Annotated in this window: 25 protein-coding genes; 11 read left to right on the forward strand and 14 right to left on the reverse strand. The window is 66.1% G+C overall.

The features are described 5' to 3' along the window. Positions 1 to 200 precede the first annotated feature (200 nt). The 5 genes from rpsJ to rpsL form a co-directional block, all read right to left on the reverse strand. Positions 201 to 509 (reverse strand): 30S ribosomal protein S10, encoded by a 309-nt coding sequence (rpsJ, locus tag SPHPH_RS0110290; protein WP_022687067.1) that lies wholly within the window; start codon positions 507 to 509, stop codon positions 201 to 203. 213 nt (positions 510 to 722) lie between these two features. Continuing rightward, a complete protein-coding gene (tuf, locus tag SPHPH_RS0110295; RefSeq protein ID WP_028966622.1) occupies positions 723 to 1,919 on the reverse strand; it encodes an elongation factor Tu in 1,197 nt (398 codons plus the stop codon). Positions 1,920 to 2,128: 209 nt separating this feature from the next. Beyond that, positions 2,129 to 4,222, reverse strand: a complete 2,094-nt coding sequence (gene fusA / locus SPHPH_RS0110300) for an elongation factor G (RefSeq protein ID WP_028966623.1) — start codon at positions 4,220 to 4,222, stop codon at positions 2,129 to 2,131. 110 nt (positions 4,223 to 4,332) lie between these two features. Continuing rightward, positions 4,333 to 4,803, reverse strand: a complete 471-nt coding sequence (gene rpsG, locus SPHPH_RS0110305) for a 30S ribosomal protein S7 (protein WP_028966624.1) — start codon at positions 4,801 to 4,803, stop codon at positions 4,333 to 4,335. Between the two features lie 42 nt (positions 4,804 to 4,845). Then, positions 4,846 to 5,217 carry a 30S ribosomal protein S12 gene (gene rpsL, locus SPHPH_RS0110310; RefSeq protein WP_022691828.1) on the reverse strand — a complete coding sequence of 124 codons (372 nt, stop codon included), beginning with the start codon at positions 5,215 to 5,217 and terminating at the stop codon, positions 4,846 to 4,848. A gap of 282 nt (positions 5,218 to 5,499) precedes the next feature. On the opposite strand from rpsL, the gene SPHPH_RS0110315 reads away from it, so the two are divergent. Further along, complete coding sequence (locus SPHPH_RS0110315) at positions 5,500 to 6,708, forward strand: hypothetical protein (RefSeq protein WP_028966625.1); 1,209 nt, start codon at positions 5,500 to 5,502, stop codon at positions 6,706 to 6,708. On the opposite strand, the gene SPHPH_RS0110320 is transcribed toward SPHPH_RS0110315, so the two are convergent. Together SPHPH_RS0110320 and SPHPH_RS0110325 are read right to left on the reverse strand one after the other, a co-directional pair. Continuing rightward, complete coding sequence (locus SPHPH_RS0110320; protein WP_028966626.1) at positions 6,669 to 7,013, reverse strand: DUF3140 domain-containing protein; 345 nt, start codon at positions 7,011 to 7,013, stop codon at positions 6,669 to 6,671. The two genes, SPHPH_RS0110315 and SPHPH_RS0110320, sit on opposite strands and share 40 nt — an antisense overlap. Before the next feature lie 43 nt (positions 7,014 to 7,056). After that, the gene (locus tag SPHPH_RS0110325) at positions 7,057 to 7,944 is read right to left on the reverse strand and encodes a LysR family transcriptional regulator (protein WP_028966627.1); all 888 of its coding nucleotides are present in this window, start codon (positions 7,942 to 7,944) and stop codon (positions 7,057 to 7,059) included. 99 nt (positions 7,945 to 8,043) lie between these two features. On the opposite strand from SPHPH_RS0110325, the gene SPHPH_RS0110330 reads away from it, so the two are divergent. Together SPHPH_RS0110330 and wrbA are read left to right on the forward strand one after the other, a co-directional pair. After that, entirely contained in the window at positions 8,044 to 8,787 is a 744-nt protein-coding gene (locus tag SPHPH_RS0110330; protein WP_051272955.1) for a pirin family protein, read from the forward strand. Positions 8,788 to 8,810: 23 nt separating this feature from the next. Then, positions 8,811 to 9,413: an NAD(P)H:quinone oxidoreductase gene (wrbA, locus tag SPHPH_RS0110335; RefSeq protein ID WP_028966629.1), complete on the forward strand. Its 603-nt coding sequence runs from the start codon at positions 8,811 to 8,813 to the stop codon at positions 9,411 to 9,413. Between the two features lie 107 nt (positions 9,414 to 9,520). Here wrbA and SPHPH_RS19435 read toward each other — a convergent pair whose 3' ends face one another. Further along, on the reverse strand, positions 9,521 to 10,360 hold the full coding sequence (locus tag SPHPH_RS19435; RefSeq protein ID WP_081668747.1) for a M15 family metallopeptidase: 840 nt from the start codon (positions 10,358 to 10,360) through the stop codon (positions 9,521 to 9,523). On the opposite strand from SPHPH_RS19435, the gene SPHPH_RS0110345 reads away from it, so the two are divergent. After that, positions 10,346 to 10,999: an RluA family pseudouridine synthase gene (locus tag SPHPH_RS0110345; RefSeq protein WP_028967998.1), complete on the forward strand. Its 654-nt coding sequence runs from the start codon at positions 10,346 to 10,348 to the stop codon at positions 10,997 to 10,999. The two genes, SPHPH_RS19435 and SPHPH_RS0110345, sit on opposite strands and share 15 nt — an antisense overlap. Positions 11,000 to 11,134: 135 nt before the next feature. Here SPHPH_RS0110345 and SPHPH_RS19440 read toward each other — a convergent pair whose 3' ends face one another. From SPHPH_RS19440 to SPHPH_RS20460, 4 genes are all read right to left on the reverse strand, one after another. After that, positions 11,135 to 12,427 carry an acyltransferase family protein gene (locus SPHPH_RS19440; protein ID WP_202900658.1) on the reverse strand — a complete coding sequence of 431 codons (1,293 nt, stop codon included), beginning with the start codon at positions 12,425 to 12,427 and terminating at the stop codon, positions 11,135 to 11,137. Continuing rightward, positions 12,428 to 13,045, reverse strand: coding sequence for a hypothetical protein (locus tag SPHPH_RS21155; protein ID WP_156025969.1), 618 nt, complete (start codon positions 13,043 to 13,045; stop codon positions 12,428 to 12,430). Positions 13,046 to 13,111: 66 nt separating this feature from the next. Beyond that, positions 13,112 to 13,534, reverse strand: a complete 423-nt coding sequence (arfB, locus tag SPHPH_RS0110355) for an alternative ribosome rescue aminoacyl-tRNA hydrolase ArfB (protein ID WP_028966630.1) — start codon at positions 13,532 to 13,534, stop codon at positions 13,112 to 13,114. A gap of 72 nt (positions 13,535 to 13,606) precedes the next feature. After that, the gene (locus tag SPHPH_RS20460) at positions 13,607 to 14,857 is read right to left on the reverse strand and encodes a DUF1996 domain-containing protein (RefSeq protein WP_051272957.1); all 1,251 of its coding nucleotides are present in this window, start codon (positions 14,855 to 14,857) and stop codon (positions 13,607 to 13,609) included. A gap of 284 nt (positions 14,858 to 15,141) precedes the next feature. Here SPHPH_RS20460 and SPHPH_RS0110365 point away from each other — a divergent pair, with 284 nt between their 5' ends. Further along, positions 15,142 to 15,621, forward strand: a complete 480-nt coding sequence (locus SPHPH_RS0110365; RefSeq protein WP_028966631.1) for a GAF domain-containing protein — start codon at positions 15,142 to 15,144, stop codon at positions 15,619 to 15,621. 86 nt (positions 15,622 to 15,707) lie between these two features. Here the strand turns inward: SPHPH_RS0110365 and SPHPH_RS0110370 are convergent, their stop codons facing one another. Both SPHPH_RS0110370 and SPHPH_RS0110375 read right to left on the reverse strand, forming a co-directional pair. Continuing rightward, the gene (locus SPHPH_RS0110370; protein WP_028966632.1) at positions 15,708 to 17,003 is read right to left on the reverse strand and encodes a M20/M25/M40 family metallo-hydrolase; all 1,296 of its coding nucleotides are present in this window, start codon (positions 17,001 to 17,003) and stop codon (positions 15,708 to 15,710) included. A gap of 45 nt (positions 17,004 to 17,048) precedes the next feature. After that, positions 17,049 to 17,501 carry a universal stress protein gene (locus tag SPHPH_RS0110375; protein ID WP_028966633.1) on the reverse strand — a complete coding sequence of 151 codons (453 nt, stop codon included), beginning with the start codon at positions 17,499 to 17,501 and terminating at the stop codon, positions 17,049 to 17,051. A 136-nt stretch (positions 17,502 to 17,637) separates the two neighbouring features. Between SPHPH_RS0110375 and SPHPH_RS0110380 the strand changes: the two genes are divergently transcribed. The 6 genes from SPHPH_RS0110380 (at position 17,638) to SPHPH_RS0110405 (ending at position 24,089) form a co-directional block, all read left to right on the forward strand. Continuing rightward, positions 17,638 to 18,960 (forward strand): pyruvate dehydrogenase complex dihydrolipoamide acetyltransferase, encoded by a 1,323-nt coding sequence (locus SPHPH_RS0110380; RefSeq protein ID WP_028966634.1) that lies wholly within the window; start codon positions 17,638 to 17,640, stop codon positions 18,958 to 18,960. Between the two features lie 11 nt (positions 18,961 to 18,971). Further along, complete coding sequence (locus SPHPH_RS19450) at positions 18,972 to 19,184, forward strand: hypothetical protein (RefSeq protein WP_156025971.1); 213 nt, start codon at positions 18,972 to 18,974, stop codon at positions 19,182 to 19,184. Continuing rightward, complete coding sequence (locus SPHPH_RS0110390) at positions 19,181 to 19,567, forward strand: acyl-CoA thioesterase (RefSeq protein ID WP_028966635.1); 387 nt, start codon at positions 19,181 to 19,183, stop codon at positions 19,565 to 19,567. The genes SPHPH_RS19450 and SPHPH_RS0110390 overlap by 4 nt, the downstream gene beginning before the upstream one ends. 252 nt (positions 19,568 to 19,819) lie before the next feature. Next, complete coding sequence (gene lpdA, locus SPHPH_RS0110395) at positions 19,820 to 21,214, forward strand: dihydrolipoyl dehydrogenase (protein ID WP_028966636.1); 1,395 nt, start codon at positions 19,820 to 19,822, stop codon at positions 21,212 to 21,214. Positions 21,215 to 21,447: 233 nt separating this feature from the next. Then, positions 21,448 to 22,890 (forward strand): hypothetical protein, encoded by a 1,443-nt coding sequence (locus SPHPH_RS0110400; RefSeq protein WP_028966637.1) that lies wholly within the window; start codon positions 21,448 to 21,450, stop codon positions 22,888 to 22,890. A gap of 80 nt (positions 22,891 to 22,970) precedes the next feature. Further along, positions 22,971 to 24,089: an AI-2E family transporter gene (locus SPHPH_RS0110405; protein WP_028966638.1), complete on the forward strand. Its 1,119-nt coding sequence runs from the start codon at positions 22,971 to 22,973 to the stop codon at positions 24,087 to 24,089. Positions 24,090 to 24,138: the final 49 nt, after the last annotated feature.

The raw sequence follows: 24,138 nt of genomic DNA on the forward strand, positions 1-24,138 counted from the left end.
AAGCGTGCCCCCGTCCCGGGCTGGGCGCTCTCCACGAAGGAAGAGCAGACGGGAGACGCTGGACCCGGCCACCCGAGGGCGACCGGCGGTATCTCATGGTCGTCGAAGCGTCCGCTCAGGCGGTGCGCTCGTCCGTTTCGTGCGATACGCCACGAAACGACAAACCCGCGGGACTCACGTCAACCGCGGGAGCCGGCCGATTACGCCAGCTTGATCTCGACGTCAACACCGGCCGCCAGATCGAGCTTCATCAGCGCGTCGACGGTTTGCGGGGTCGGCTGTACGATGTCGAGCATCCGCTTGTAGGTGCGGACCTCGAACTGCTCACGCGACTTCTTATCGATGTGCGGGCCACGGTTGACCGTGAACTTCTCGATACGGGTCGGGAGCGGAATGGGACCACGGATGAGCGCGCCCGTGCGGCGCGCGGTTTCGGCGATATCGCCGGTCGCCTGATCGAGCACGCGATGATCGAACGCCTTCAGGCGGATGCGGATGTTGCTGTCCATAGTCCCTACCAATGCGAAAGAGCGGGATGCCTGCCCTGCCCGTCTTGCCGGATCACCCGGCCCGACGAATCGGGAGCACCTCTTGCTGTTCTCGAACGAAAACCGAAGCGGCGGCATTACTGCCGCCCTCATAAAAAGGCAACCGCCCGACGCACCTTTCGGCGCGCCGGGCGGCTGCTTTCGCGACGGACCGCCGGAGCGGCCGGTCAACTCTTACTTGGTGATGCCGCTCACGACACCTGCGCCGACGGTCCGGCCACCCTCACGGATGGTGAAGCGCTGGCCGACGTCCATCGCGATCGGGGCGATCAGCTTGATGCCCAGCGCGACGTTGTCGCCCGGCATGACCATCTCGGTGCCCTCGGGCAGCTCGACGGTGCCGGTCACGTCGGTCGTGCGGAAGTAGAACTGCGGACGATAGTTGGCGAAGAACGGCGTGTGACGGCCACCTTCATCCTTCGACAGCACGTACACTTCCGACGAGAAGTCGGTGTGCGGCTTGATCGAGCCCGGCTTGCAGAGCACCTGGCCGCGCTCGACTTCGTCACGAGCGACGCCACGGATCAGCGCACCGACGTTGTCGCCGGCCTGGCCCTGGTCGAGCAGCTTGCGGAACATCTCGACGCCGGTGACGGTGGTCTTGCGGACTTCCGGGTGGATGCCGACGATCTCGACTTCCTCACCGACCTTGATGATGCCGGTCTCGACGCGGCCGGTCACGACCGTGCCACGACCCGAGATCGAGAACACGTCCTCGATCGGCATCATGAACGGCTTGTCCAGCGGACGCTCCGGCTGCGGGATGTACTCGTCGACCGCCTTCATCAGCTCCATGACCGCATCCGGCCCCAGCTTCTGGTTCGAACCCGACAGCGCGCAGGTCGCCGAACCCTTGATGATCGGAATGTCGTCGCCCGGGAATTCGTACGAGCTGAGCAGCTCGCGAACTTCCAGCTCGACCAGCTCTAGGATTTCCTCGTCGTCGACCAGATCGACCTTGTTCATGAACACGACCATCGCCGGCACGCCGACCTGGCGCGCGAGCAGGATGTGCTCGCGGGTCTGCGGCATCGGGCCGTCGGTGGCCGACACGACGAGGATCGCGCCGTCCATCTGCGCCGCGCCGGTGATCATGTTCTTCACATAATCGGCGTGGCCCGGGCAATCGACGTGCGCATAGTGGCGGTTCGCCGTCTCATACTCGACGTGCGCGGTCGAGATGGTGATGCCGCGCTCGCGCTCTTCCGGGGCCTTGTCGATGTTCGCGAAGTCGACCGCGGCGTTGCCCGCGACGTTCTCCGCCAGCACCTTCGTGATCGCTGCGGTCAGCGAGGTCTTGCCATGGTCGACGTGACCGATGGTGCCGATGTTCAGGTGCGGCTTGTTCCGCTCAAACTTAGCCTTAGCCATTGTTTCCCTACCTTCTTGGATTCGTCTTCGCGAACGGAGCCGCGCCAGAACGCGGCCCCATAGCGGCTGTTTAACCGTTGTGCAAACCCTGCCCCGCTCTTGCGAGCCGACGCAGGACTGAACCCTGCGTCGTCGGACGGGATCGGCGAGGCCGACCCGCCGGCCGGCCTGCGGCGTCTCGGGAGCAGGTCGTCCTGCCCCCGTGCGCCTTAGGCGAGCTTCGCCTTCACTTCGTCGGCGACGTTCTGCGGCACTTCGTCATAGTGCGAGAACTGCATCGAGTAGCTGGCGCGGCCCTGCGTGAACGAGCGGAGCGAGTTCACGTAACCGAACATGTTCGCCAGCGGCACCATCGCGGTCACCGCCTGCGCGTTGCCGCGCGTGTCGGTGCCCTGGATCTGGCCACGACGCGAGTTCATGTCGCCGATGACGTCCCCCAGATAATCTTCCGGGGTGACGACCTCGACCTTCATCACCGGCTCGAGCAACGTGATGCCGGCCTTCTGCGCGCCTTCGCGCATCGCGCCGCGGGCGGTGATTTCGAACGCCAGCGCCGACGAGTCGACGTCGTGGTACGCACCGTCATACAGCGTGATGTCGAAGTCGATGATCGGGAAGCCGACCAGCGAACCGGTCGCCGCGGTCTCGCGGAAACCCTTTTCGATCGCAGGGATGTACTCGCGCGGAATGTTACCGCCCTTGATCTCATCCTTGAAGATGATGCCCGCGCCGCGCTCGCCCGGCGTCAGCTTCACCTTCACGCGACCGAACTGGCCGGTGCCGCCCGACTGCTTCTTGTGGGTGTAGTCGATATCGACGGCCTTCTTGAGGTACTCGCGATACGCCACCTGCGGCGCACCGACGTTGGCCTCGACCTTGAACTCGCGCTTCATGCGGTCGACGAGAATCTCGAGGTGGAGCTCGCCCATCCCCTTGATGATCGTCTGGCCCGATTCGTGATCGGTCGACACGCGGAACGAGGGATCCTCGGCGGCCAGGCGGTTGAGCGCGATGCCCATCTTTTCCTGGTCGGCCTTGGTCTTCGGCTCCACCGACAGCTCGATCACCGGCTCCGGGAACTCCATGCGCTCCAGGATGATCGGGTGCGCGGGATCGCAGAGCGTGTCGCCGGTCGTTGTCTCCTTGAGACCCGCGATCGCGACGATGTCGCCCGCACGCGCCTCTTCGATGTCCTCACGCGAGTTCGCGTGCATGAGGAGCATACGGCCGATCTTTTCCTTCTTGTCCTTCACCGAGTTCAGGTAGCCGCCCTTAGTCAGCACGCCCGAATAGATACGCGCGAAGGTCAGCGAGCCGACGAACGGATCGTTCATGATCTTGAACGCGAGCGCCGAGAACGGCGCCTCGTCCGACGACGGACGCTCGTCCGGGGTCTCGCCATCCAGCTTGACGCCCTTGATCGCCGGCACGTCGAGCGGGCTCGGCAGATAGTCGACGACCGCGTCGAGCAGCGGCTGCACGCCCTTGTTCTTGAACGCCGAACCGCAGACGACCGGCACGAACGACATGTTCAGCGTGCCCTTGCGGAGCAGCTTCTTCAGCGTCGCGGCATCGGGCTCGTTGCCCTCCAGATACGCCTCCATCGCGTCGTCGTCCTGCTCGACGGCCAGCTCGATCAGGTCGTTGCGATACTTCGCCGCCTTCTCGACCATGTCGTCGGGGATCGGCTGATATTCGAACTTCGCGCCCAGCGATTCCTCGAGCCAGATGATCGCGCGGTTCTCGACCAGGTCGACCAGACCCTTGAACCCGCCCTCGATGCCGATCGGGAGGTACAGCACCGCCGGCTTCGCGCCGAGACGCTCGATGATCGAATTGACGCAGAAGTAGAAATCGGCACCGGTGCGGTCGAGCTTGTTGACGAAGCACATGCGCGGCACGCCGTACTTGTCGGCCTGACGCCACACGGTTTCCGACTGCGGCTCAACGCCCGCGACGCCATCGAAACACGCGACCGCGCCGTCGAGGACGCGCAGCGAACGCTCGACCTCGATCGTGAAGTCGACGTGACCCGGCGTATCGATGATGTTGATCAAATGCTCGGGGCCCTTGCCCTCTTCGGCCTTCCACTTGCAGGTGGTGGCAGCCGACGTGATCGTGATCCCGCGCTCCTGCTCCTGCTCCATCCAGTCCATCGTGGCGGTGCCCTCATGGACTTCGCCAATCTTATAGGACTTGCCGGTGTAGTAAAGAATACGCTCGGTCGTCGTCGTCTTGCCGGCGTCGATGTGCGCCATGATGCCGATGTTACGGTAGAGTTCGAGCGGATGGCTGCGGGCCATGAACGGGCTTCCTTGAGCAGATGTGGGGAGCGCAGCGCATCGGCCGGCTCCCCACGATATAGGTCAGATTTGAGACGCTTCCAAGACAGGCAGCGTCCGCATCGCCGCTGTTACCAGCGGTAGTGCGAGAAGGCGCGGTTCGCTTCCGCCATGCGGTGCGTGTCTTCGCGCTTCTTCACCGCGTTGCCGCGGTTGTTCGACGCATCGAGCAGTTCGCCCGACAGGCGCGCCGACATCGTGTTCTCGCTGCGCGCACGCGCGGCAGTGATCAGCCAGCGGATCGCGAGCGCCTGCGCACGCTCCGGACGGACTTCGACCGGAACCTGGTAGGTCGCACCGCCGACGCGGCGGCTGCGGACTTCGATGCCCGGCTTGATGTTGTTCAGCGCATCGTGGAACACGCCGATCGGCTCGCGCTTGGCGCGGGTCTCGACGGTGTTCATCGCCGAATAGACGATGCCTTCGGCGACCGACTTCTTGCCGTCGAGCATCACCGAATTCATGAACTTGGACAGAACCTCATCCCCGTACACGGGATCAGGCAGGATTTCCCGCTTCTCGGGACGACGACGACGCGCCATGATGAATACCTTTCAATCAGCTGGTGAGAATACGGGAGCGGCTTACTTCGGCCGCTTCGCACCGTACTTCGACCGCGACTGCTTGCGGTCCTTGACGCCCTGCGTGTCGAGCACGCCGCGCAGCACATGGTAACGCACGCCGGGAAGGTCGCGCACACGGCCGCCGCGGATCAGCACCACCGAGTGCTCCTGCAGGTTGTGGCCTTCACCCGGGATGTAGCTGATGACTTCGCGCTGGTTGGTCAGGCGAACCTTGGCCACCTTGCGCAATGCCGAGTTCGGCTTCTTCGGGGTCGTCGTATAGACACGAGTGCAGACGCCGCGCTTCTGCGGGTTCTGCTCCATCGCAGGGACCTTGCTCTTGGCCTTCTGCGGGTCGCGGCCCTTGCGGACCAGCTGGTTGATCGTCGGCATTGAAGCCTTCACCTTTCCGATAGGTTACTTTGCTGGAGCCCTAAAACAAGACTTGGAATACGAAAAGGGACCGCGGCGCCACCGCTTGGGCGGCGACCGGATGGCCCTTGATGCATCCAGCAATGTTCAAGCTGCCCGGCGGAGTCGCCTCCTCCCGGACCGGCGCGCTATACGCACGCTCGCCCCATCGGTCAATCGCCACGGTGCATAGCATCGACGCTTGCCGCCGCCGCGCAACCGTTTACGAAGCGCACGAGCTCACATGGGTTAGCAGGATACGCGATGCCGAATGTCATGGCGCGGGCGCGCGCCTTTCGCGATCGCGATTTCGCTGCATTATTGATCGGCGCGGCGCTGCTATATCTGGCGTGCGTACCGCTGATGAACGGCGACATCCGCAACTATCTGATCCCGTGGACGCAATACCTGCTCCACCACGGACGGTTCGCCGCCTTGGGCGACAACTTCTCCGAATATGCGCCGCCGTATCTCTACCTGCTGGCGCTGGGGAGCTGGACCGCGCCGGCGATCGGCGTGGTGCCCGCGATCAAGCTGGTGTCGATCGCCGGCACGCTGGTGCTCGCAGGGACGATGTACGCGCTGCTGGCGACACGGCTCACGCGACGCCAGGCGCTATCGGGGGCGGCGCTGACGCTGATCGCGCCCACCGTGGTCGCGAACGGTCCGGTCTGGGGACAGTGCGACGCGCTTTATACCAGTTGCGCCATCCTCGCGGTTGCAGCTTTTATCCGGCAGCGCCCGGTGCTGGCGATGGCCGCGGTCGGTGCAGCACTGTCGTTCAAGTTGCAGGGGGTGTTCATCGCGCCGCTGGTGCTCGCGATGCTGCTGGCCGGTCGCGCGCGCTGGTGGATGCTGGTCGTCATCCCCGCGACCTATGTCGTCGCGGTGCTGCCCGCCTGGCTCGCCGGACGTCCGGCGACCGACCTCGCGCTGCTCTATCTGGGGCAAGGACAGCATTATCACGATCTGGCGCGCTCGGTGCCGAACATCTGGCAGATCCTGCGCGCGCTGGTCACTATCCCCTACCCGGTCGGCGTCGCGATCGGCCTGATCGCTGCCGCAAGTGCGACGGTCGCGGTGGCGTGGCGGACGCGCCGGCATCTGCTGCAACCTGAGGATGTCGTGCTGGTCGCATTGCTCGGCGCGATCGTGGTGCCGTATCTGCTGCCCAAGATGCACAATCGCTATTTCTTCATGGCCGACCTGCTGGCCGGCGCATACGTCTTTCTGCGACCGACGCCGCGCGCCTTCTGGATCGTGCGGCTGGTGACGATCGGGTCGCTGCTATCCTACGCCACCTTCCTGCTTCACCTGACCGGCGGCGCCTTCGTCGGCGCGTTCCTGATGACCGCCGGCCTGGTGCTGACGTGGCGCGAAGTGCGCGAGCGACTGCCGTACGGCCACCCGGTCCCGCCCATCGCGGAGGCCGGTCATTTCAAGGGATCGTGCCCCCAGTTCATCAAGGAATAGCGCCAGTCGGAATGGTCCTTGTCCTTCGCCGGACCGCCTTGGGCCAGATGGCGATGCACATAGCCAACGACCTTTTTCATGTGCGCATAATCGTCGTCGGTGAGATCGGCCTTCTTCTTGCGCTTGATCGCGACGATTCGCCGGCCCGATTCGTGCCCGACGCTTTCGCCCGAGCCCTTGCCGTCGTTGCCCTTCCAGCCGACCCGCTTACTGTCGTCGCTGTCGAGAAACTTCTCCAGCTCGGCCGGGGCCATGTTGACCGCCTCGGCGAAGTCCTTCGCAATGTCGTCGTGATCGTCGGGCATCGGTTTCTCCTCGAACGGGGAAAGCGTCGGCGACCCGAACGGTTCAATCGCGCAGTCGGGCGGTCAGGAACGCGATCAGCGCATCGACGCGCGCCGGGCGCAGGGCGCTGGGCGGGGTGAGCAGATGGAGACCGATCGGCGCAGGTGCCCAATCGTGGAGGATCTCGACCACCCGCCCCGCGGCCAGCGCCTCGCCGACGATGAAGCCGGGCAGTCGCGCGATGCCGAGACCGGCTTCGAGTGCGGGGACGAGCGCCTCCCCGCTGTTCGCCGCCAGCGGCCCCGCGGCACGCACCGACACCTCCGCCCCCTCCGGTCCGCGGAAGCGCCACGGGCCGGTGATGTTGGTATAGCCGAGCAGCCGGTGCTCCCCGAGCTGCGCCGCATGGGTCGGCGTGCCATGCTCTTCCAGATACGAAGGCGCAGCGACCAGATGCGCCGCGATCGAGCACAACCGCCGCGCGCGCAGCGAACTGTCGGGCAGATCCGCTATCCGCAACGCGACGTCGAACCCCTCCGCGACGATATCGACGCGCGCATCCGAGAGGTGCAGCTCGATCTCGATCTGCGGATGCTCGCGCAGGAAGTCGGCGAGCAGCGGCGCGACATTCTTGACTCCGAAGGTCATCGGCGCGGCCAGCCGCACCCGCCCGCTCGGCATGCTCGCGCCGATCCGCGCCGCTTCCTCGGCGGCCTGCGCCTCGGCGACGATCCGCGCGGCATGATCGGCGAGCGGCGCGCCCGCCTCGGTCAGCGCCAGTCGCCGCGAGGTGCGATGGAACAGCGACACCCCCAGATGCGCTTCCAGCCGCGACACCGCTTTGGACACCGTCGCCTTGCTCAACCCGATCGCATCCGCCGCGCCGCTGAACGACCGGTGCTCGGCCACGGCGGCGAAGATCGCCCATGCCTCGAAATCGGGGAGCCTCATGGACCGCCCTTTACGCGGCGAAACGATCCGTTTCAATCGTTTCTGTTTTGGGGAGCGTAACGGCTCCCTAGCTTGGTGGCAACCAAACGGAGGTTCATCATGACCGACACCGCCACCCTTACCCGCTCTGCCGGCATCGAGCGCCGGGGCTTCGAGACGCTGGGCCACGCCAACCACGGCTGGCTCGACGCGCGCCACCATTTCTCGTTCGCGAATTACCACGATCCGGCGCGGATGAGCTGGGGCGCGATCCGCGTCTGGAACGACGACACGATCGCCCCGAACAGCGGCTTCCCCCCGCATCCGCATCGCGACATGGAGATCATCACCTACGTCCGCAAAGGCGCGATCACGCATCAGGACTCGCTGGGCAATACCGGCCGCACCGAGGCTGGCGACGTGCAGGTGATGAGCGCCGGCTCGGGCGTCCGCCATGCCGAATACAATCTCGAAAGCGAGCCGACGACGCTGTTCCAGATCTGGATCGAACCGACCCGCAGCGGCGGCGCACCGAGCTGGGGCGCAAAGCCTTTCCCGAAGGGCGACCGTACCGGCAAGTTCGTGACGCTCGCCAGCGGGTTCGAGGCCGACGTGACCGGCGCAGGCGCGGCGCTGCCGATCCGCGCCGAGGCGCGGGTGCTGGCGGCGACGCTGGCGGCGGGCGAGACGCTGACCCACGAGGTCGGCGAGGGTCGCCACGCCTATCTGGTCCCCGCGACCGGCGCGATCGAGATCGACGGCCAGCGCTTCGCGGCGCGCGACGGTGTCGCGATCACCGGCGGCCGCACCATCACCATCACCGCGATCGACGAGGCCGAACTGGTGCTCGTCGACGCCAACTGACTTTCTGAAAGGAGCTGACGACCATGACCAAGGTGCTCGTGCTTTATTACTCGTCCTACGGCCATATCGAGAAGATGGCGGACGCCATCGCCGAGGGCGCGCGCAGCGGCGGCGCGGAGGTCGACATCCGCCGCGTCGCCGAAACCGCGCCCGCCGAGATCGTCAAGGCCGCCGGCTTCAAGACCGACACCGCGCATCCGGAGATCGAGGGCCCGGACGCGCTGGCGAACTATGACGCGATCGTCGTCGGCGCGCCGACCCGCTACGGCCGGATGCCGAGCCAGATGGCGGCGTTCTGGGACACGACCGGCGGGCTGTGGATGAAAGGCGCGCTGGTCGGCAAGGTCGGCGGTGCGTTCACCTCGACCGCCAGCCAGCACGGCGGTCAGGAAACGACGCTCTTCTCGATCCTCACCAACCTGCTCCACCACGGCATGACGATCGTCGGGCTCGACTATGGCTTTCAGGGGCAGATGGGCGTCGACGAGGTGAAGGGCGGCACGCCGTACGGCGCGAGCACGCTGGCGGGTGGCGACGGCAGCCGTCAGCCCTCGGCAGACGAGCTGGACGGCGCGCGCTATCAAGGCAAGCGCATCGCCGAGACCGCGGCGAAGCTGAAGGCGTAATCAGGCCCGTCGTCCCGGGCTCGACCCGGGGCCCCGCTTCTTCTTTTCGCGCGTGGAGCGAAAAAGCGGGGTCCCGGATCAAGTCCGGGACGACGACCTTACCACCTCTACCGCTTCTTCTCCCGCGCCACCTTGCACTTGCCCTTGCGACACTCCGGCGGCGCGATCGCCCCCATGTACACCGGCGGCGGCATGACCCGCGCGACCACCACCGGATCGCGCTCCACCGCGGGCTCGGCGGGATAGCGCACCCGCGCATCGGCGAACAACGCCCGCGCCCGCGCCGCCCCCGGCGTCGTCGCGCTCGCGCCGACCCAACGCCAGTGCCACGGCTCCCACTTCACGCGCTGGCGATTGCCCGCTGGAAACGACATTTCGAACCCGTAGCGCGCCGCATTCTTCACCAGCCAGCGAAACGCAGGGGTCGCCGCGACGCATGCCTCGGCATCCGGGCAATCGTTGCGGCGCGGCCGGAACGCGAAGTCGAGCGCGAAGCCGGTCGCGTGCTCGCTATGTCCCGGCGGGGCGACCGACAGCGCGCGCTGCGCGGCATCCGTCCGCCCCTCGCGACAGAACACCGCTTCCTGATAGGTGATCGACCGGTGGCACGACAGCGCGAGCACCTGCCCGCCCGCCGCCGGATCGCGCACCGCCGCCTCGATCAGTCGTTGCAGATCGGGCAACACCTCGCGCCGCAGCACGCAGGGATTGACCGACAGCGCCGACGGCACGGGCACCAGCGCGTCGGGGGCGGCGTCGCCATAGGGCAGATGCCCCAGCACGCGGCCGTCGGCGGACGTCGGCACGCGGCGGCCATCGCATAATTGCGCATTGGCGGGCGTGGCGGCCAGCACCGCCATTGCGGCAAGGATCGTCGTAAGTCGCACCGCGCCCTCTGGCCATGCCGCGCGGCAACTGGCAAGAGCCGCGCCATGTTGGGTCAGCATGTTCTTTTCCTCGATGGCGAGGCCTTGGTGATCGACAAGCCCGCCGGGCTGCCGGTCGATCCGCCGCGTGCCGGGGGCCTCAGCCTCGAAAATCATCTCGCGTCGCTCACTTTCGGGTTCCGGCGCTGGCCGGTCGCGGTGCACCGCCTCGACCGAGACACGAGCGGGTGCCTGTTGCTGTCGCGCAACCCCAAGGCGCACGCGCGGTTCCAGCAAGCGTTCGAGCGTGGCGAGGTGTCCAAACGCTATGTCGCAGTCCTTGATGGCGTGCCCGAGGGCGAAGGCGGCACGATCGACCTGCCGCTCGGCAAGGTATCGACCGCCGAGGAAGGCTGGCGAATGACGCGCGATCCGCGTGGCAAGGCGGCGCGCACCGACTGGCGGCTGCTCGCGGTCAACGAGGGCCGCGCCCTGGTCGAGTTCCGCCCGGCGACCGGCCGCACCCACCAGATCCGCGTCCATGCGCGCGAAGGGCTCGGCGTGCCGGTCACCGGCGATCCCGTTTATGGTACCAAGCACGACGGCGGCATGATGCTCCACGCGATCGCGCTGTCGCTTGTGCGGCCGGGCAAGCCGGACATTGCGGCGGAGGCGCCGTGGCCGGCACGATTCAGCGCGCTGGGGTTTGCGGCGGCCTGATTGCGGCCCCTTTTGCCGGTATGGCCGGTCCATCTCGGATGGGCTGCTGATCGTCGGAGCGGGCGGAGGAACACGCCGCATTCGTGGCCGAGCCGGAGAGACATGCATCCGTCCGAATGAAGGGGCGACGAACGCTCAGCGCGGCACGCGAAGCAGCCGGTCTGCCAGCCAGCGCCGGGCTGGCTTATCGTAGAACTTGAGGCTTAGCAGCGCGATCGTCAGCGCAGCGATCAACACCCCCGCGGCGACGATCGCTGCCCCCGCCGGGCTCGGCCGGCTGTCCGCCACCCAGGCCGTGTAGATATAGATCATCGGAAAGTGAGTGATGTACAGCGGGAAAGAAAGTGCGCCGAAAACGCGCGCTGTTCGGATGACCGGACCGTCCGCTGCCTTTTCGCCTGCACCGATCGCGACGATCAGCGGGAAGACGAGGATAACGCATGCAGCCTCGTAAAGACCGTTGAGCCACAGCTTCTCGGTGCCCCCGAACCGTGGCAGACTGACCGCAACGATCAGAAGAGCGCTGCTGACGAGGAAGGCGTGCGGCACCCGGATGCGGGCGCCCAGTCGCATCATCAACACGCCGGCGAAGAACGGGAACATGACCCGCGTCATGCCGATCCGGATACCATTGGCATCAAGCGCCCAGCCGCCGATCAAATCCCCGCGGGGGCCGAATACCAAGAGGTGGATCAGCGCCAGCGCCGCCACCGCCACGAGGATCGCCATCGCACGGTCCGGCAATTTACGAAGCCCGACCGCATACAGGAAGTTCGCGATATATTCGTAGAACAGCGACCATTGCGGGCCGTTCAGCGGGTAGATCTCGTCCCACCCGCGCAGATCGGCGCTTTTCGGAAGCGGGATCATCACGAACCCCAGCAGCATCACGCCGATCAGCTGCATCGCCGTCGTGTCGGCGATCTTGGGAAAGACCGACGATTCCTGCATCGCGAACATCAGCGCGCCGAACAGACTGCCCAGCACGACCATCGGCTGCAACCGGATCAGCCGTCGCATCGCGAAATCGCGCAACCCCATCGTCCCCCAGCGACCATCATAGGCGTAGGCTATGACGAAACCGGACAGCATGAAAAAGAAGTCGACCGCGAGATATCCATGATTGATGATCTGGAGCTGCGGGTTGCCGCCGGAAAATGGTTCAAAGAGGTGGAACAGCACCACCATGATTGCGGCCACGCCACGAAGCCCGTCCAGCAGGACGAAATGCCCTTTCCGGGAGGATGTCGCGTTGGTGGAGGTAGCGGCGATAGCGGGCATGGCGCGGACATGACGCGACGACGCTGGCGATGCAACCAAGCCTTGGAAAAACGGCTTTGATCGTCGAGGCGCAAGACGCGACCACATCCCTTTGCACCCCTTCGAAACCGGTAAAGCAGGCGTCCCCTTTCGCCCAATGGCGGACATTCAATGCGGCCAAAAGAATGGCCGTGGTTCAGCAGTCTTTCCCATTGCGAAATCACGCTTGATCTGAGTAACAATCTTTTCGTCCGCGAGACGCTTGGTCGCTTCGTGAACCAAGCTCGGCACGTCGGCTGATACCATCGCCAGAGCATTTCTGATGTTTCGCACTTGTCGCCACGCAATTGCGGGTTCAGTCGCTCGGACCAAGGACCAGAGGATCGGCTCCCAAATACCTCGATCGAACGGCTTCGCCGCTTGGAAAAGCATCATCAAGGCCTCTGAGCGTCCACCCCTGTTGTCGATGTTGCTTGCTTCGTTCGCATACTGCTCAAGAAGCCTCTTGGCTGGTGTCGAACAATCACGCTCCAAATACGCACGTATGGGCCATGCAGAGACAGAGACTCGTTTATACCAGTTGTCTTGCGAATCCGCCGCCTTCACCGCCTCGGTGAGCAAGCTTTTATAATCGTCGCCCGGCCAATAACGCCCCGCATAGGCCAAAGACTGACATCGGAACCAAGGGTCATCGATCACGCTCGCGATAGCGACCGCTTGCTTCGGGTCACTTGCCGCCAAACGGATCGAGCGTTCACGTTGGCTTGTGGGTGTAGTGACTGACATCTCACGGTTCTGGCACGTTGATGCCTAACGTCCGCTTTCCACCAACTCTGCCACATCGCGCTCGACTTAATCAAAGGCCGGCTTCTTCCGCCCCGACTTGACCGCAGAACGTCCCTTCTTCGCATCGACCCGCCGTACCTGCGACGCGCGCGTCGGCTTGGTCGCGCGGCGCTTCGCCTGCACCACCGTCGCCTCCCGCACCAGCGCCAGCAGCCGCTCGCGCACCTCGGCCCGGTTCATGTGCTGCGAGCGGGAGCCTTCGCTGCGCAGCGTCAGCACGCCGTCGCGGGTCATGCGCGTCCCCGCCAGTTCCGCCAGCCGCAACTTCACCCGCTCGGGCAGGTCGGATCGCGCCACGTCGAAACGCAGCAGCACCGCCGAATCGGTGGTGTTGACATGCTGCCCCCCTGCTCCACCCGAACGGGTGAAGCTCTCCTCGATCAGATCGGTATCGATGCTGATCGTACGGGTGACGGGAACGCGGGCCATGCCTGCTCCATAAATGCGAAGAACCGGCCGCACCATCGGTGCGACCGGTTCTTCTTCACGACCGTCGAAGGATCAGGCGGCGGGAACGTCGACCAACCGCGGCTTGGCGACCCAGTCGAAGTTCGGGTCGAAGGCCAGCTGCTTGCCGTTGCCCAGATCGCCACCGTTGCAGCTCAGCACCTTGTTGATGCAATGGTCGAACCACATCTTCAGCACATCGTCGTCCCATGCGCCCATCCAGTCGGCGTGGAAAGTCGAACCCGGGCGCTTTGGTGCCATGCCCGGCATGGTGTCGGATGCCAGCGACCACGTCGTCATCCCCGGCTTCCAGTCGCCCGACCGGTCCAGATCCTCGTCGACCGTGTACCAGGCGGCCAGCGAGAACATCGGGATCAGATACGGAAGGTTCTCGGGGCAACGCTGCTGGCCCATGTTGTTCCACTGCGGATAGCCGACATGGCTGCGGTGATCGGCGCTGTTCAGGTTCTTGCCGTCCCAGCATGTCGGCGATGCGATGATCGCGCCGATCCGGTTGCCGACCGGGCAATTCTTGGCGGCCGTCACGAGATCGGGATAATGCCCCGACACCGCCGTCGGACCGTCGCAGCTGAAGTAGAAGCCTTCGCTCTTTTCGGTGGTCATGTTGTAACCGAAGACGTAGCGCAGACCACGCGGCAACACGACGCATGCCTTGCCGATCTTCTGACACTCGGGATCGTCCTCGGCCAAGGCCTTATAGTAGATCACGACATAATCAGGCCGCACGACCTTACCCTTGCCGTTGAGCATCGCCGGGATCCAGTAAGCGGAGCGATTCAGCTTATTGGAGCAGGTGCTTTCGCCGGAGGTACGCAGGCTCGCGTAGGTCGAATAAGCGTTGGTGCCGGTGTTGCCGAAGAACTGGTGCAGGTGGCTCTTGCCCGGCTGCCCCGGATAGACGATCGGATCGTCACGCTTTACGTCACCGGCGCTGCAATGGAAGCGGAACGCGCCGACACCTTCGGTGCCCTTTGCCGGGATCTCGCCGGTGCCCCATGCGGGAACGATATACTTGCTGACGTCGAAGTTCGACGCGATCTTCTCGAGCTGACCCTGACCCGGCAGCAGACCGGTCTGCACGGCACCCTTCACCGGTTCGATCGCGGTGGTCTTGACCGCCGACGTGATCGAGGTCGGCAGCACGCCGCTCAGCTTCACGGTCGTCGGCGCCGCGATAACAGTCACCTTGCCGGCCAGCGCCTTGAGCATGCTGGACGGAATGATCGCGGCATAAGCGGTAGAGGCAGCCAGGATCATGGCGCCCGAAATGACGATTTTCTTCATCACAGTCCCTGGCGTTGTTGGCGTTCCGGGAACCGAAGTTCATCCCGAACGCTGTTTTCGACCGGCACGGCCGGTGCCGCGCTGTAGAGACATGATTAGCGACAAAACCCTAACATAATCTAACACTTCTGGTTTATTTTTGTTAAGTGTTAGAATACTTAGGGGACCGCTTCAAGGATGCTGGTTACTTCCTGTTTACTTCATTTACCAGCACCCTAATTTCGATTCGTCCCGCGACGCACTCCCTCTGGCGCAGCGAGCCGCGAGCGCCTACCTCGACGCGCATGTACGACTTTCACATCGCAGCCGAATCGAAGCGGGCGCTGTATCGCGAGTTGCTGGGCGCGCTCGACGCGCTCACCGCCGGGGAGCAGGATGGTATCGCCAACATGGCCAATGCCGCGGCGTTGATTGCGCAATATCTGCCGGACCTGAACTGGTCGGGCTTCTATCGTCTCGTCGCCGGCGAACTGGTGCTGGGGCCGTTCCAGGGCAAGGCGGCGTGCATCCGCATCCTGCTGGGCAAAGGCGTATGCGGCACGGCGGCGGCGGAGCGGCGGACGCAATTGGTCGCCGACGTCCACGCCTTCCCCGGCCATATCGCCTGCGACGCGGCAAGCCGCTCGGAACTGGTGGTGCCGATCGTCCGCGATGGCGCGCTGCTGGGCGTCTTGGACCTCGACAGTCCTTCCCCGGCGCGGTTCGATGAAGAGGATGCGCGCGGGTGCGAAGCGCTCATGGAACTGCTGGCGGCGCGGCTATAGCCCCCGTCATTGCGAGCGTAGCGAAGCAATCCAGAGCCGGATCAGGACGCCGTGGATTGCTTCGCTACGCTCGCAATGACGTACCGTTACTTCTTCTCGCGTCCCGCGAAGGTCACGAGGCTTTCCGCACCATTCGCACCCACCGCCGCCACCCCGAAAAAATGATCGTCGACCGGCACGCCTGCGACGTCGAGGCTGGTGCCGGTCGCCTCGCGTGTTTGCGTCCATGCCGCTGAATCGGCCCGCCGCCAGTAAACCTTGTAGCGCGCCGCCCCCGGCACCGCGGTCCACGTCACCTTCGTGTCAAAGGACAACGCGCCCGAGATCGACGCGACCGGCGGCGCGGCGGGCGCGGCGGCGAGCCGCGCGATCGTCGCGACGTTGATCGCGGTGACCTTCGCCAAATAGGGGAAGTCCATCCCCTCGATCGTATCGGCATAGACACGCCCGTTCTCGGTGCGCACGTCCTGATGCTGACGATCCCAATTCTCCGCCGCGACCGAGAAGCGCACCGCCGGATAGCCCTGCTTCAGGAACGGCTCGTGATCGCCACCCCGGCCAAAGCGGTCCGGGCGACGATCGACGAACACCCCGAACCCGCCCGGCAGCGTGCCGGCGATCCCGTCGATCGCCTTGGCGAGCGCGCGGCTCGGGCCGTCGTCCTCGCCACCGACACCGCGCCGCTCGATCGCCTCGGCGAGCGATTCGCTGCTGCGGATGCCTTCGGAGAAGACGCGGACATAGCCGTCGATCGTCACCCCGCCCTGCCCGATCGTGTTACCGACGATATCGTTGTTGAGCATCGCATCGACCTGCCAGCCGCGCGCCTTCGCGGTCTCGGCGAGCAACGTCGCGCCCCACAAGCCCTGCTCCTCGCCGGAGAAGGCGACATAGACGATGTTCGCCGCGAACTTCTCCTTTGACAGGATGCGCGCCGCCTCCAGCACCAGCGCGACGCCGCTCGCATCGTCGTTCGCGCCGGGCGCGTCGCTGGTCACGTTCATCACGTCGGTGACGCGACTATCGATATGCGCGCCGACGATGATGTAGCGGTTGGGGTCGCTGCCTTTCTGGACGCCGAGCACGTCCTCGATCACCACCCCGTCGGGCGCGCGCGGTCCGACGAAGCGCCGCGACAGCCGCTCGGTCGCGATACACCCGCCGCACGCGCGCGACAGCGAGGCGAATTCGCCCGCGACCCAGGTGCGCGCCGCGCCGATCCCGCGCTTCGGATCGGTCGCCGACGACAGCGAGTGGCGCGTGCCGAACGACACCAGTTTCTCGACCGTGGCGCGCTGCCGCGCCTGTGAAGGCACCTCGCGCGCGGCAGCGGGGGTGGCGAGAAGCAGCGGCGCGGCGGCGAGCAGGAAGCGATGGTTCATCGCACGGGTGTGGCGAGGAAATCGCCCTCACTCAAGCGATTGCGATCAGCTCAGCCGGTCGATCGCCTCGGCCGACAAGCCGCCCGGCACGATCATCAACGGCACCGGCAGCGCGCCGACATCCGCCGCGAAATGGGTGACCAGCGCGCCGGGTGCGCCATCCGCGGCCGCGCCCAGCACCAGCGCGGCGATCTGCGGGTTCTCGGCGATCAGCGCGCGGATCACCTTCGGTCCGTCGCCGCTGCGCACCGTGATCGACGGGCGCACCCCCGATTCCTCGAGCAACGTGCCCGCCGCGCGCGCCACCAGCCCCTCGGCATGGCGCTGCTGTTCGTCCTCGATCGTCGCCTGCACGCCGCCGAACGGAATGAACTCCTGCGGCGGCAACAGCGCGAGGATCTCAACCCCGCCGCCGGTCTTCACCGCGCGCCGCGCCGCGAAGCGCAGCGCGATCAGCGCCTCGGGCGTGTCGTCGATCACGGTCAGATAGATGCGCATCAGGGCCCCCTTGTCCGCCCGGTGTATCGGCCGCGCGCGCCCACGCCAAGCACATGGGACAAGGCGGCGGGCTTGACCATACGGCGCGCGTCCGCAAGAGACGGGCGCCTGTCCCACGAGCCTCTCGAGGATCACGATGCCGATCGAAATCAAGATGCCTGCCCTGTCGCCGACGATGGAGGAGGGCACGCTGGCCAAATGGCTCGTGAAGGAAGGCGATACCGTCAAGGCCGGCGACATCATGGCCGAGATCGAGACCGACAAGGCGACGATGGAATTCGAGGCGGTCGACGAGGGCGTGATCTCGAAGATCACCGTCGCCGAGGGATCGGACGGCGTGAAGGTCGGCACGGTCATCGCGCTGCTGCTCGCCGACGGTGAGAAAGAGGGCGAGAGTACCCCCGCCCCGGCCGCCAAGGAGAGCGAACCCAAGCCGTCGCCCGCCGATCCGAACAAGACCGGCACCGAGGCGCAGCCCGCCAAGGAAGACGTCCGCGACCACGGCAAGCCCGCCGATCCGAAGCCGGCCCCCGCCGCGCGTCAAGACGGTGACCGCGTCAAGGCCAGCCCGCTCGCGCGCCGCCTCGCCGCCGACAAGGGCGTCGACCTTTCGGGCGTGAAGGGCAGCGGCCCGAACGGCCGGATCGTCAAGGCCGATGTCGACGGCGCACAGCCGGGCCAGGCGTCCGCGCCGGCCGCCGCCGCGAGCAGCGCCGCCCCCGCGGCATCGCCCGCCCCCGCGCCGACCCCGGCGCAGGTGCCCGATATCCCGCACGAGCTAACCAAGCTCACCAACATGCGCAAGACGATCGCGCGCCGCCTGACCGAATCGAAGCAGCAGGTTCCGCACATCTACCTCACGGTCGACGTGCAGCTCGACAAGCTGCTCAAGCTGCGCGGTGACCTCAACGCCGGGCTCGAATCGCGCGGCGTGAAGCTGTCGGTCAACGACTTGCTCATCAAGGCGCTCGCGGTCGCGCTGATCCAGGTGCCGAAGTGCAACGTGATGTTCACCCCGGACCAGCTCGTCAGCTTCCAGCGTGCCGACATCTCGGTCGCGGTGTCGACCCCCGATGGCCTTATCACCCCGGTCATCACCGAGGCCGATACCGCCTCGCTGTCGAGCATCTCGACCCGGATGAAGGACCTCGCCGCGCGCGCGCGCGACAAGAAGCTCAAGCCGGAGGAATTCACCGGCGGCACCGCGTCGATCAGCAACATGGGCATGTTCGGGATCAAGCAGTTCGAGGCGGTCATCAACCCGCCCCAGGGCATGATCCTCGCAGTCGGCGCGGGCGAGAAGCGCCCGTGGGTGCTGGGTGACGGCTCGCTCGGCATCGCGTCGATCATGTCGGCGACCGGCAGCTTCGACCACCGCGCGATCGACGGCGCGGACGGTGCGCAGCTGATGAAGGCGTTCCGCGAGCTGGTCGAGAACCCGCTGGCGATGCTCGCCTGAGGCAGTCCGCCGTGGCGCAGATGGAGCTGGGCGCGGACAAGCGCGAGATCGCGTGGAGCGCCTTGTCGCTCGGCGTGACCGCTTTGGTCTTCAAGGGCGCGGCGTGGAGCTATCCGCAGGGTGCTGACACGATCTGGCTGGTCGGCGCGGCGACATTGGTCGCGGTCGGCCTGCTCGGCGCGCGCGACATCTGGCGCGTGCGCCGCGAAGGAGCCGCCGCATGAGCGCGACCGAACCGCAACAGGCCCCGACGATCCGCGTCTCGGCGATGCCCGCCGACGCCAATGCCTATGGCGATATCTTTGGTGGCTGGCTGATGAGCCTGATGGACTCGGCCGCCGGGCTGACCGCCGCGCGCCGCGCGCGCGGGCGCGCGGTGACGATCGCGATGGACGGGATGCAATTCCACGCCCCCGTCCATGTCGGCGACGAAGTTTCGGTCTACACGCAGATCGAGCGCGTCGGGCGCACCTCGATCGCGATCCAGGTCGAAAGCTGGGCGCGCGACCGGCACGGCGAGGAATCGCGCAAGGTAACCGAGGCGCGCTTCACCTTCGTCGCGATCGACGAAGACCGCCGCCCGCGCGAAGTGCCGCCGGCCGCATGACCCCCGCGGCGCGCGACGATTGGTGGAAACGTCAATTCGCGCGCTTGCTGGCGTCGGAACTGGAGGGTTGCCGTCCCGCTTCTTTGCAGAACAAGTGGCTGCTGTTGGCGTCTCGCACATGGCCAACCAGTCGCTGGCAAGTGACTTTCGACATACCTGACGACATCTATCATCTTCTGGATGACGCCGACGTACGCACCAAGAGCGCCGTCTACGCGTCCACACAATGGGCTGCGGCCCGGGAGTGGTTACATGGCTGACACCTACGACCTTATCGTTCTCGGCTCCGGCCCCGGCGGCTATGTCGCCGCGATCCGTGGCGCACAGCTCGGCCTGAAGGTCGCGATCGTCGAGCGCGAGCGGCTCGGCGGCATCTGCCTCAACTGGGGCTGCATCCCGACCAAGGCGCTGCTGCGCACGTCCGAAATCTATCACTACATGACGCATGCGGGCGATTACGGGTTGAAGGCCGAGAACATCGGCTTCGATCTCGCCAAGATCGTCGACCGCAGCCGCAAGGTCTCCGGCCAGCTCAATGCCGGCGTCAAGGGCCTGATGAAGAAGAACAAGATCGCGGTGGTCGAAGGCTTCGGCACGATCACAGCCAAGGGCAAGCTCAGCGTCAAGCAGGGCAACGGCACCGTCGATCTCGAAGCGAAGCACATCCTCGTCGCGACCGGCGCGCGTGCCCGCGACCTGCCGTTCGCCAAGGCCGACGGCAAGCGCATCTGGACCTATCGCCACGCGATGGTGCCCGAGGTGATGCCGACCAAGCTGCTGGTGATCGGCTCGGGCGCGATCGGCGTCGAGTTCGCGAGCTTCTACAACGACATGGGCGCGGACGTGACGATCGTCGAGATGCTGCCGCGCATCCTGCCGGTCGAGGACGAGGAAGTCAGCGCCTTCATGGAGAAGCGGCTGACCAAGGACGGCATCAAGATCGTCACCGGCGCGGGCGTCGAGAAGATCGACACCGGCGCGGATGGCGTGAAGGCGACGATCAAGGGCAAGGACGGCAAGTCCACGACCGAAGACTATAGCCACCTCATCGTCGCGATCGGCATCGTCCCGAACACCGAGGAGATCGGGCTCGAAAAGCTCGGCGTCACCACCGAGCGCGGCCATATCAAGGTCGACGGCTTCGGGCGCACCAATGTCGAGGGCATCTACGCGATCGGCGACGTCACCGGCGCACCGTGGCTGGCGCACAAGGCGAGCCACGAGGGCATCGTCTGCGTCGAGAAGCTGGCCGGCGGCAACCCGCACCCGTTCGAAACGTGGAACATCCCGGGCTGCACCTACAGCCGCCCGCAGGTGGCGAGCGTCGGACTGACCGAGGCGAAGGCGAAGGAAGCCGGCCGCGACATCAAGGTCGGCAAATTCCCGTTCATCGGCAATGGCAAGGCGATTGCGCTCGGCGAGGCGGACGGCTTCATCAAGACCGTCTTCGACGCCAAGACCGGCGAGCTGCTCGGCGCGCACATGGTCGGTGCGGAAGTGACCGAGCTGATCCAGGGCTATGTCGTGGCGCGCCAACTCGAGACGACCGAGCACGAGCTGATGGAGACGGTGTTCGCGCACCCGACGCTCAGCGAGATGATGCACGAAAGCGTGCTGGGCGCTTACGGTCGCGCGGTTCACTTCTGAGGTCAATAGGGTCGCGTCGCCCCGGACTTGATCCGGGGCCCCGCTGCCGCTGCGGTAACAAGGCTGCTTAAAGGCCGCTTCAGCTACGCGCCGCAGATCCTCGACAGGTCGGTTGGAGAGTCCCGGCTGAAAATCACTCCTCGTCATTGCGAGCGTAGCGAAGCAATCCAGGGCGTCCTGATCCGGCCCTGGACTGCTTCGCTACGCTCGCAATGACGGACGTTCCCCGCACGATGAGGACGAGGCCGGACGCCTCGACCGCGAGGCTCCACCCGCACCTCATCGCCGCCACGCTCCTCTTCACGGCGTCACTGGCGTTGTTCTGGCCCGGCTATGCCGAATACGACACCCTGCGCCAGTATGAGCAGGCCGTCTCTGGCCAGTTCGACGATTGGCACCCGCCGGTCATGGCGCGGCTGTGGCAGGCGCTGCTGCCGCTGGGGCACGGCACGGCCTCGCTGCTGACGCTGCAGCTTGCCGGTTACTGGCTGGGCCTCGCACTGATCGCCGACGCGCTCGCCCGCCTCGGGCGCCCCCGCGCCGCCTGGGCGACCCTCGCGGCAGGGCTGCTTCCGCCGCTGCTCGGCTGGCAGGGCGTCGTGCTCAAGGACGCGCAGCTCGTCAGCGCCGCGCTCGCAGCGACGGGGCTGATCGCCCGCTACCGCCTCCGCGATCTTCCGGTGCCACCCGTCATCGCCGTCACTGCGGGGGTGCTCTTCGCTTATGCGTTGCTCGTCCGCGCGAATGCCGTCTTCGCGCTCGCGCCACTGATCGTCGCCCTTCTGCCGCTTCAACGTCGTGCCGCGCGGATCGGAGTCGCCCTCGGCATCGTCGCCGCGGTGCTTGCGCTGTCGGGGACGATCAATCACCGCGTGCTCCGCGCTCAGGGCAGCGACGTCGCGACCACCCAGCCGCGCTACGACCTCGCCGGCATCGCGGCACGCACGCAGGGAGCGGCGATCGCGGGTCTGCCCGCCGCAACCGGCGCGACGCTGCGCGCGCATCACTGCATCACGCCCTATTTCTGGGATCCGCTCGAAGAAACCCCTGCGTGCGCTGCTGCACTGATGCCGCTCGGCCGGCTCTCGACTGGTCCGCTGTATCGCCAGCTTGCGCGCGAGGCGCTGCGCCACTCCATCGCCTATCTCGCGCAACGCGCCGCGCATCTGAACATGACGGAGCGCTGGCTCGTCCCCCTGAGCCTTCCCGGCGCAGAACCGCCGACCATCGGCGAACCGAATTCTTACGGGATCTCCGCACCCGGCGCTCCGGCGACAGCATGGCAAACCCTCGCAGGGCTCACGACGCGGACCCCGCTCGGGTGGCCGTTCGCCTGGGTCTCCGCCGCAGTCCTGCTGCTGATGGCGTCGCGGCGGGCACCTCCCTGCCCCACCCGTCGGCTCGCGCTCGGGCTGCTCGCCTCGGCGCTGGCGCTGGAGGCGAGCTTCGCGGCGATCTCGATCGCGGCCGACGTGCGCTACCATCTATGGCCGATGATCGCGACGGCACTGGCCGCGATCCTGCTGGCCCGATTGCCCTCGCGCCGAGCGATCACGGCCGCAGCGGTGCTGCTCCTCGCGCCGGCGATCGTCGCACGCGCGATCCTGCCCGCTCCACCGCAGGAATATGACGCGCTGCTGCGCTGGACACCCCCCGTGGCGCTGCTGCCACGCTGAGCGGATTTCGTTCGCGCCCCACGCGCCTTTTTTCGACACAGGCGCGTTGTGCCGCTCGTGAAACGGTCTGCCCAACCCGCATGAATCGCCTCGCCCCCGACGAGTCGGACGCACGCTTCATCCGTCGCGTGCTGTGGATCGTGGTGATCGTGGCGCTGGTCGCCGCACTCTATCTCGCGCGGCACCTGCTGATCCTGGCGTTCGGATCGGTGCTGATCGCGATCGTGATCCATGCGATTGCTGAACTTTACGCGACCCGCGCGCATCTGGGCAGCAAACGCGCCATGACCGCGGCGATCCTGACGCTGCTGGGCTTTCTCGCCCTGCTGTTCTGGCTGTTCGGCGTTGAATTTCGTGCGCAGGTGAACACTCTGGTGCTCGCCCTGCCGGGGCTGCTGGACCAGTTTCAGGCGTATATGTCGCAAAGCCCCGTCGGCGCGAAGGTGGTCGACGCGGTGCGCGCGGCGTTTGCGGGCAGCCGGGTGGCGCAGGACATCGGCGAGATCGTCCGCGGCGCCGGCCAATTGCTGCTCAACACCGTGCTGGTGCTGTTCGGCGCGATCTTCTTCGCGGTCGATCCCAAGATCTACGAGCGGGGCGTCCTGCTGCTCGTGCCGCCGTCGCGCCGCGCGGCGATGGAGGATGCGCTCGGCGATGTCGGCTCGACGCTGCTGCTGTGGCTGCGCGCGCAATTGATCCAGATGACCGCGATGGGAACGATGGTCGGGCTGGGCCTGTGGGCGGCAGGCGTGCCCTCCCCGGCGATGCTGGGGCTGCTGACCGGGCTTAGTGAGTTCATCCCCTATGTCGGCCCGGTCGCCGCGATGCTGCCCGCACTGGGGCTCGCCGCGACGGCCGGCACCGATCAATTGCTGTGGGCGCTGGGCGTCTTCGCGGCGGTGCGAATCATCCAGACCAACTTCGTGACGCCGTTCGTCACCAGCCGGGTCGTCGCGATCCCGCCAGCGCTCAGCCTGTTCGCGATCATCGGCACCGGCGCGGTGTTCGGCCTGTTCGGGCTGTTCTTTTCGGGCGGCATCCTGGTTGTCAGCTTCACGCTGGTGCGCAGCCTGTACCTGCGCGAAATGCTCGGTGAGGACATTCCTCGCTCGCGCGAGCGCACGCTTTTCACCGCAATGGGCACACCGCGTGAACCGAACGTCGACAAGCAAAGTGAAAAAAGGGAACACTCAATTTAAGTGGCAGTTAACCTTTATGCTTCAGAGGCAGTTTGGTAAACGAACCAGA

The sequence above is a fragment of the Sphingomonas phyllosphaerae FA2 genome, assembly GCF_000427645.1.
In the GTDB taxonomy this organism is placed as follows: Bacteria; Pseudomonadota; Alphaproteobacteria; order Sphingomonadales; family Sphingomonadaceae; genus Sphingomonas; species Sphingomonas phyllosphaerae.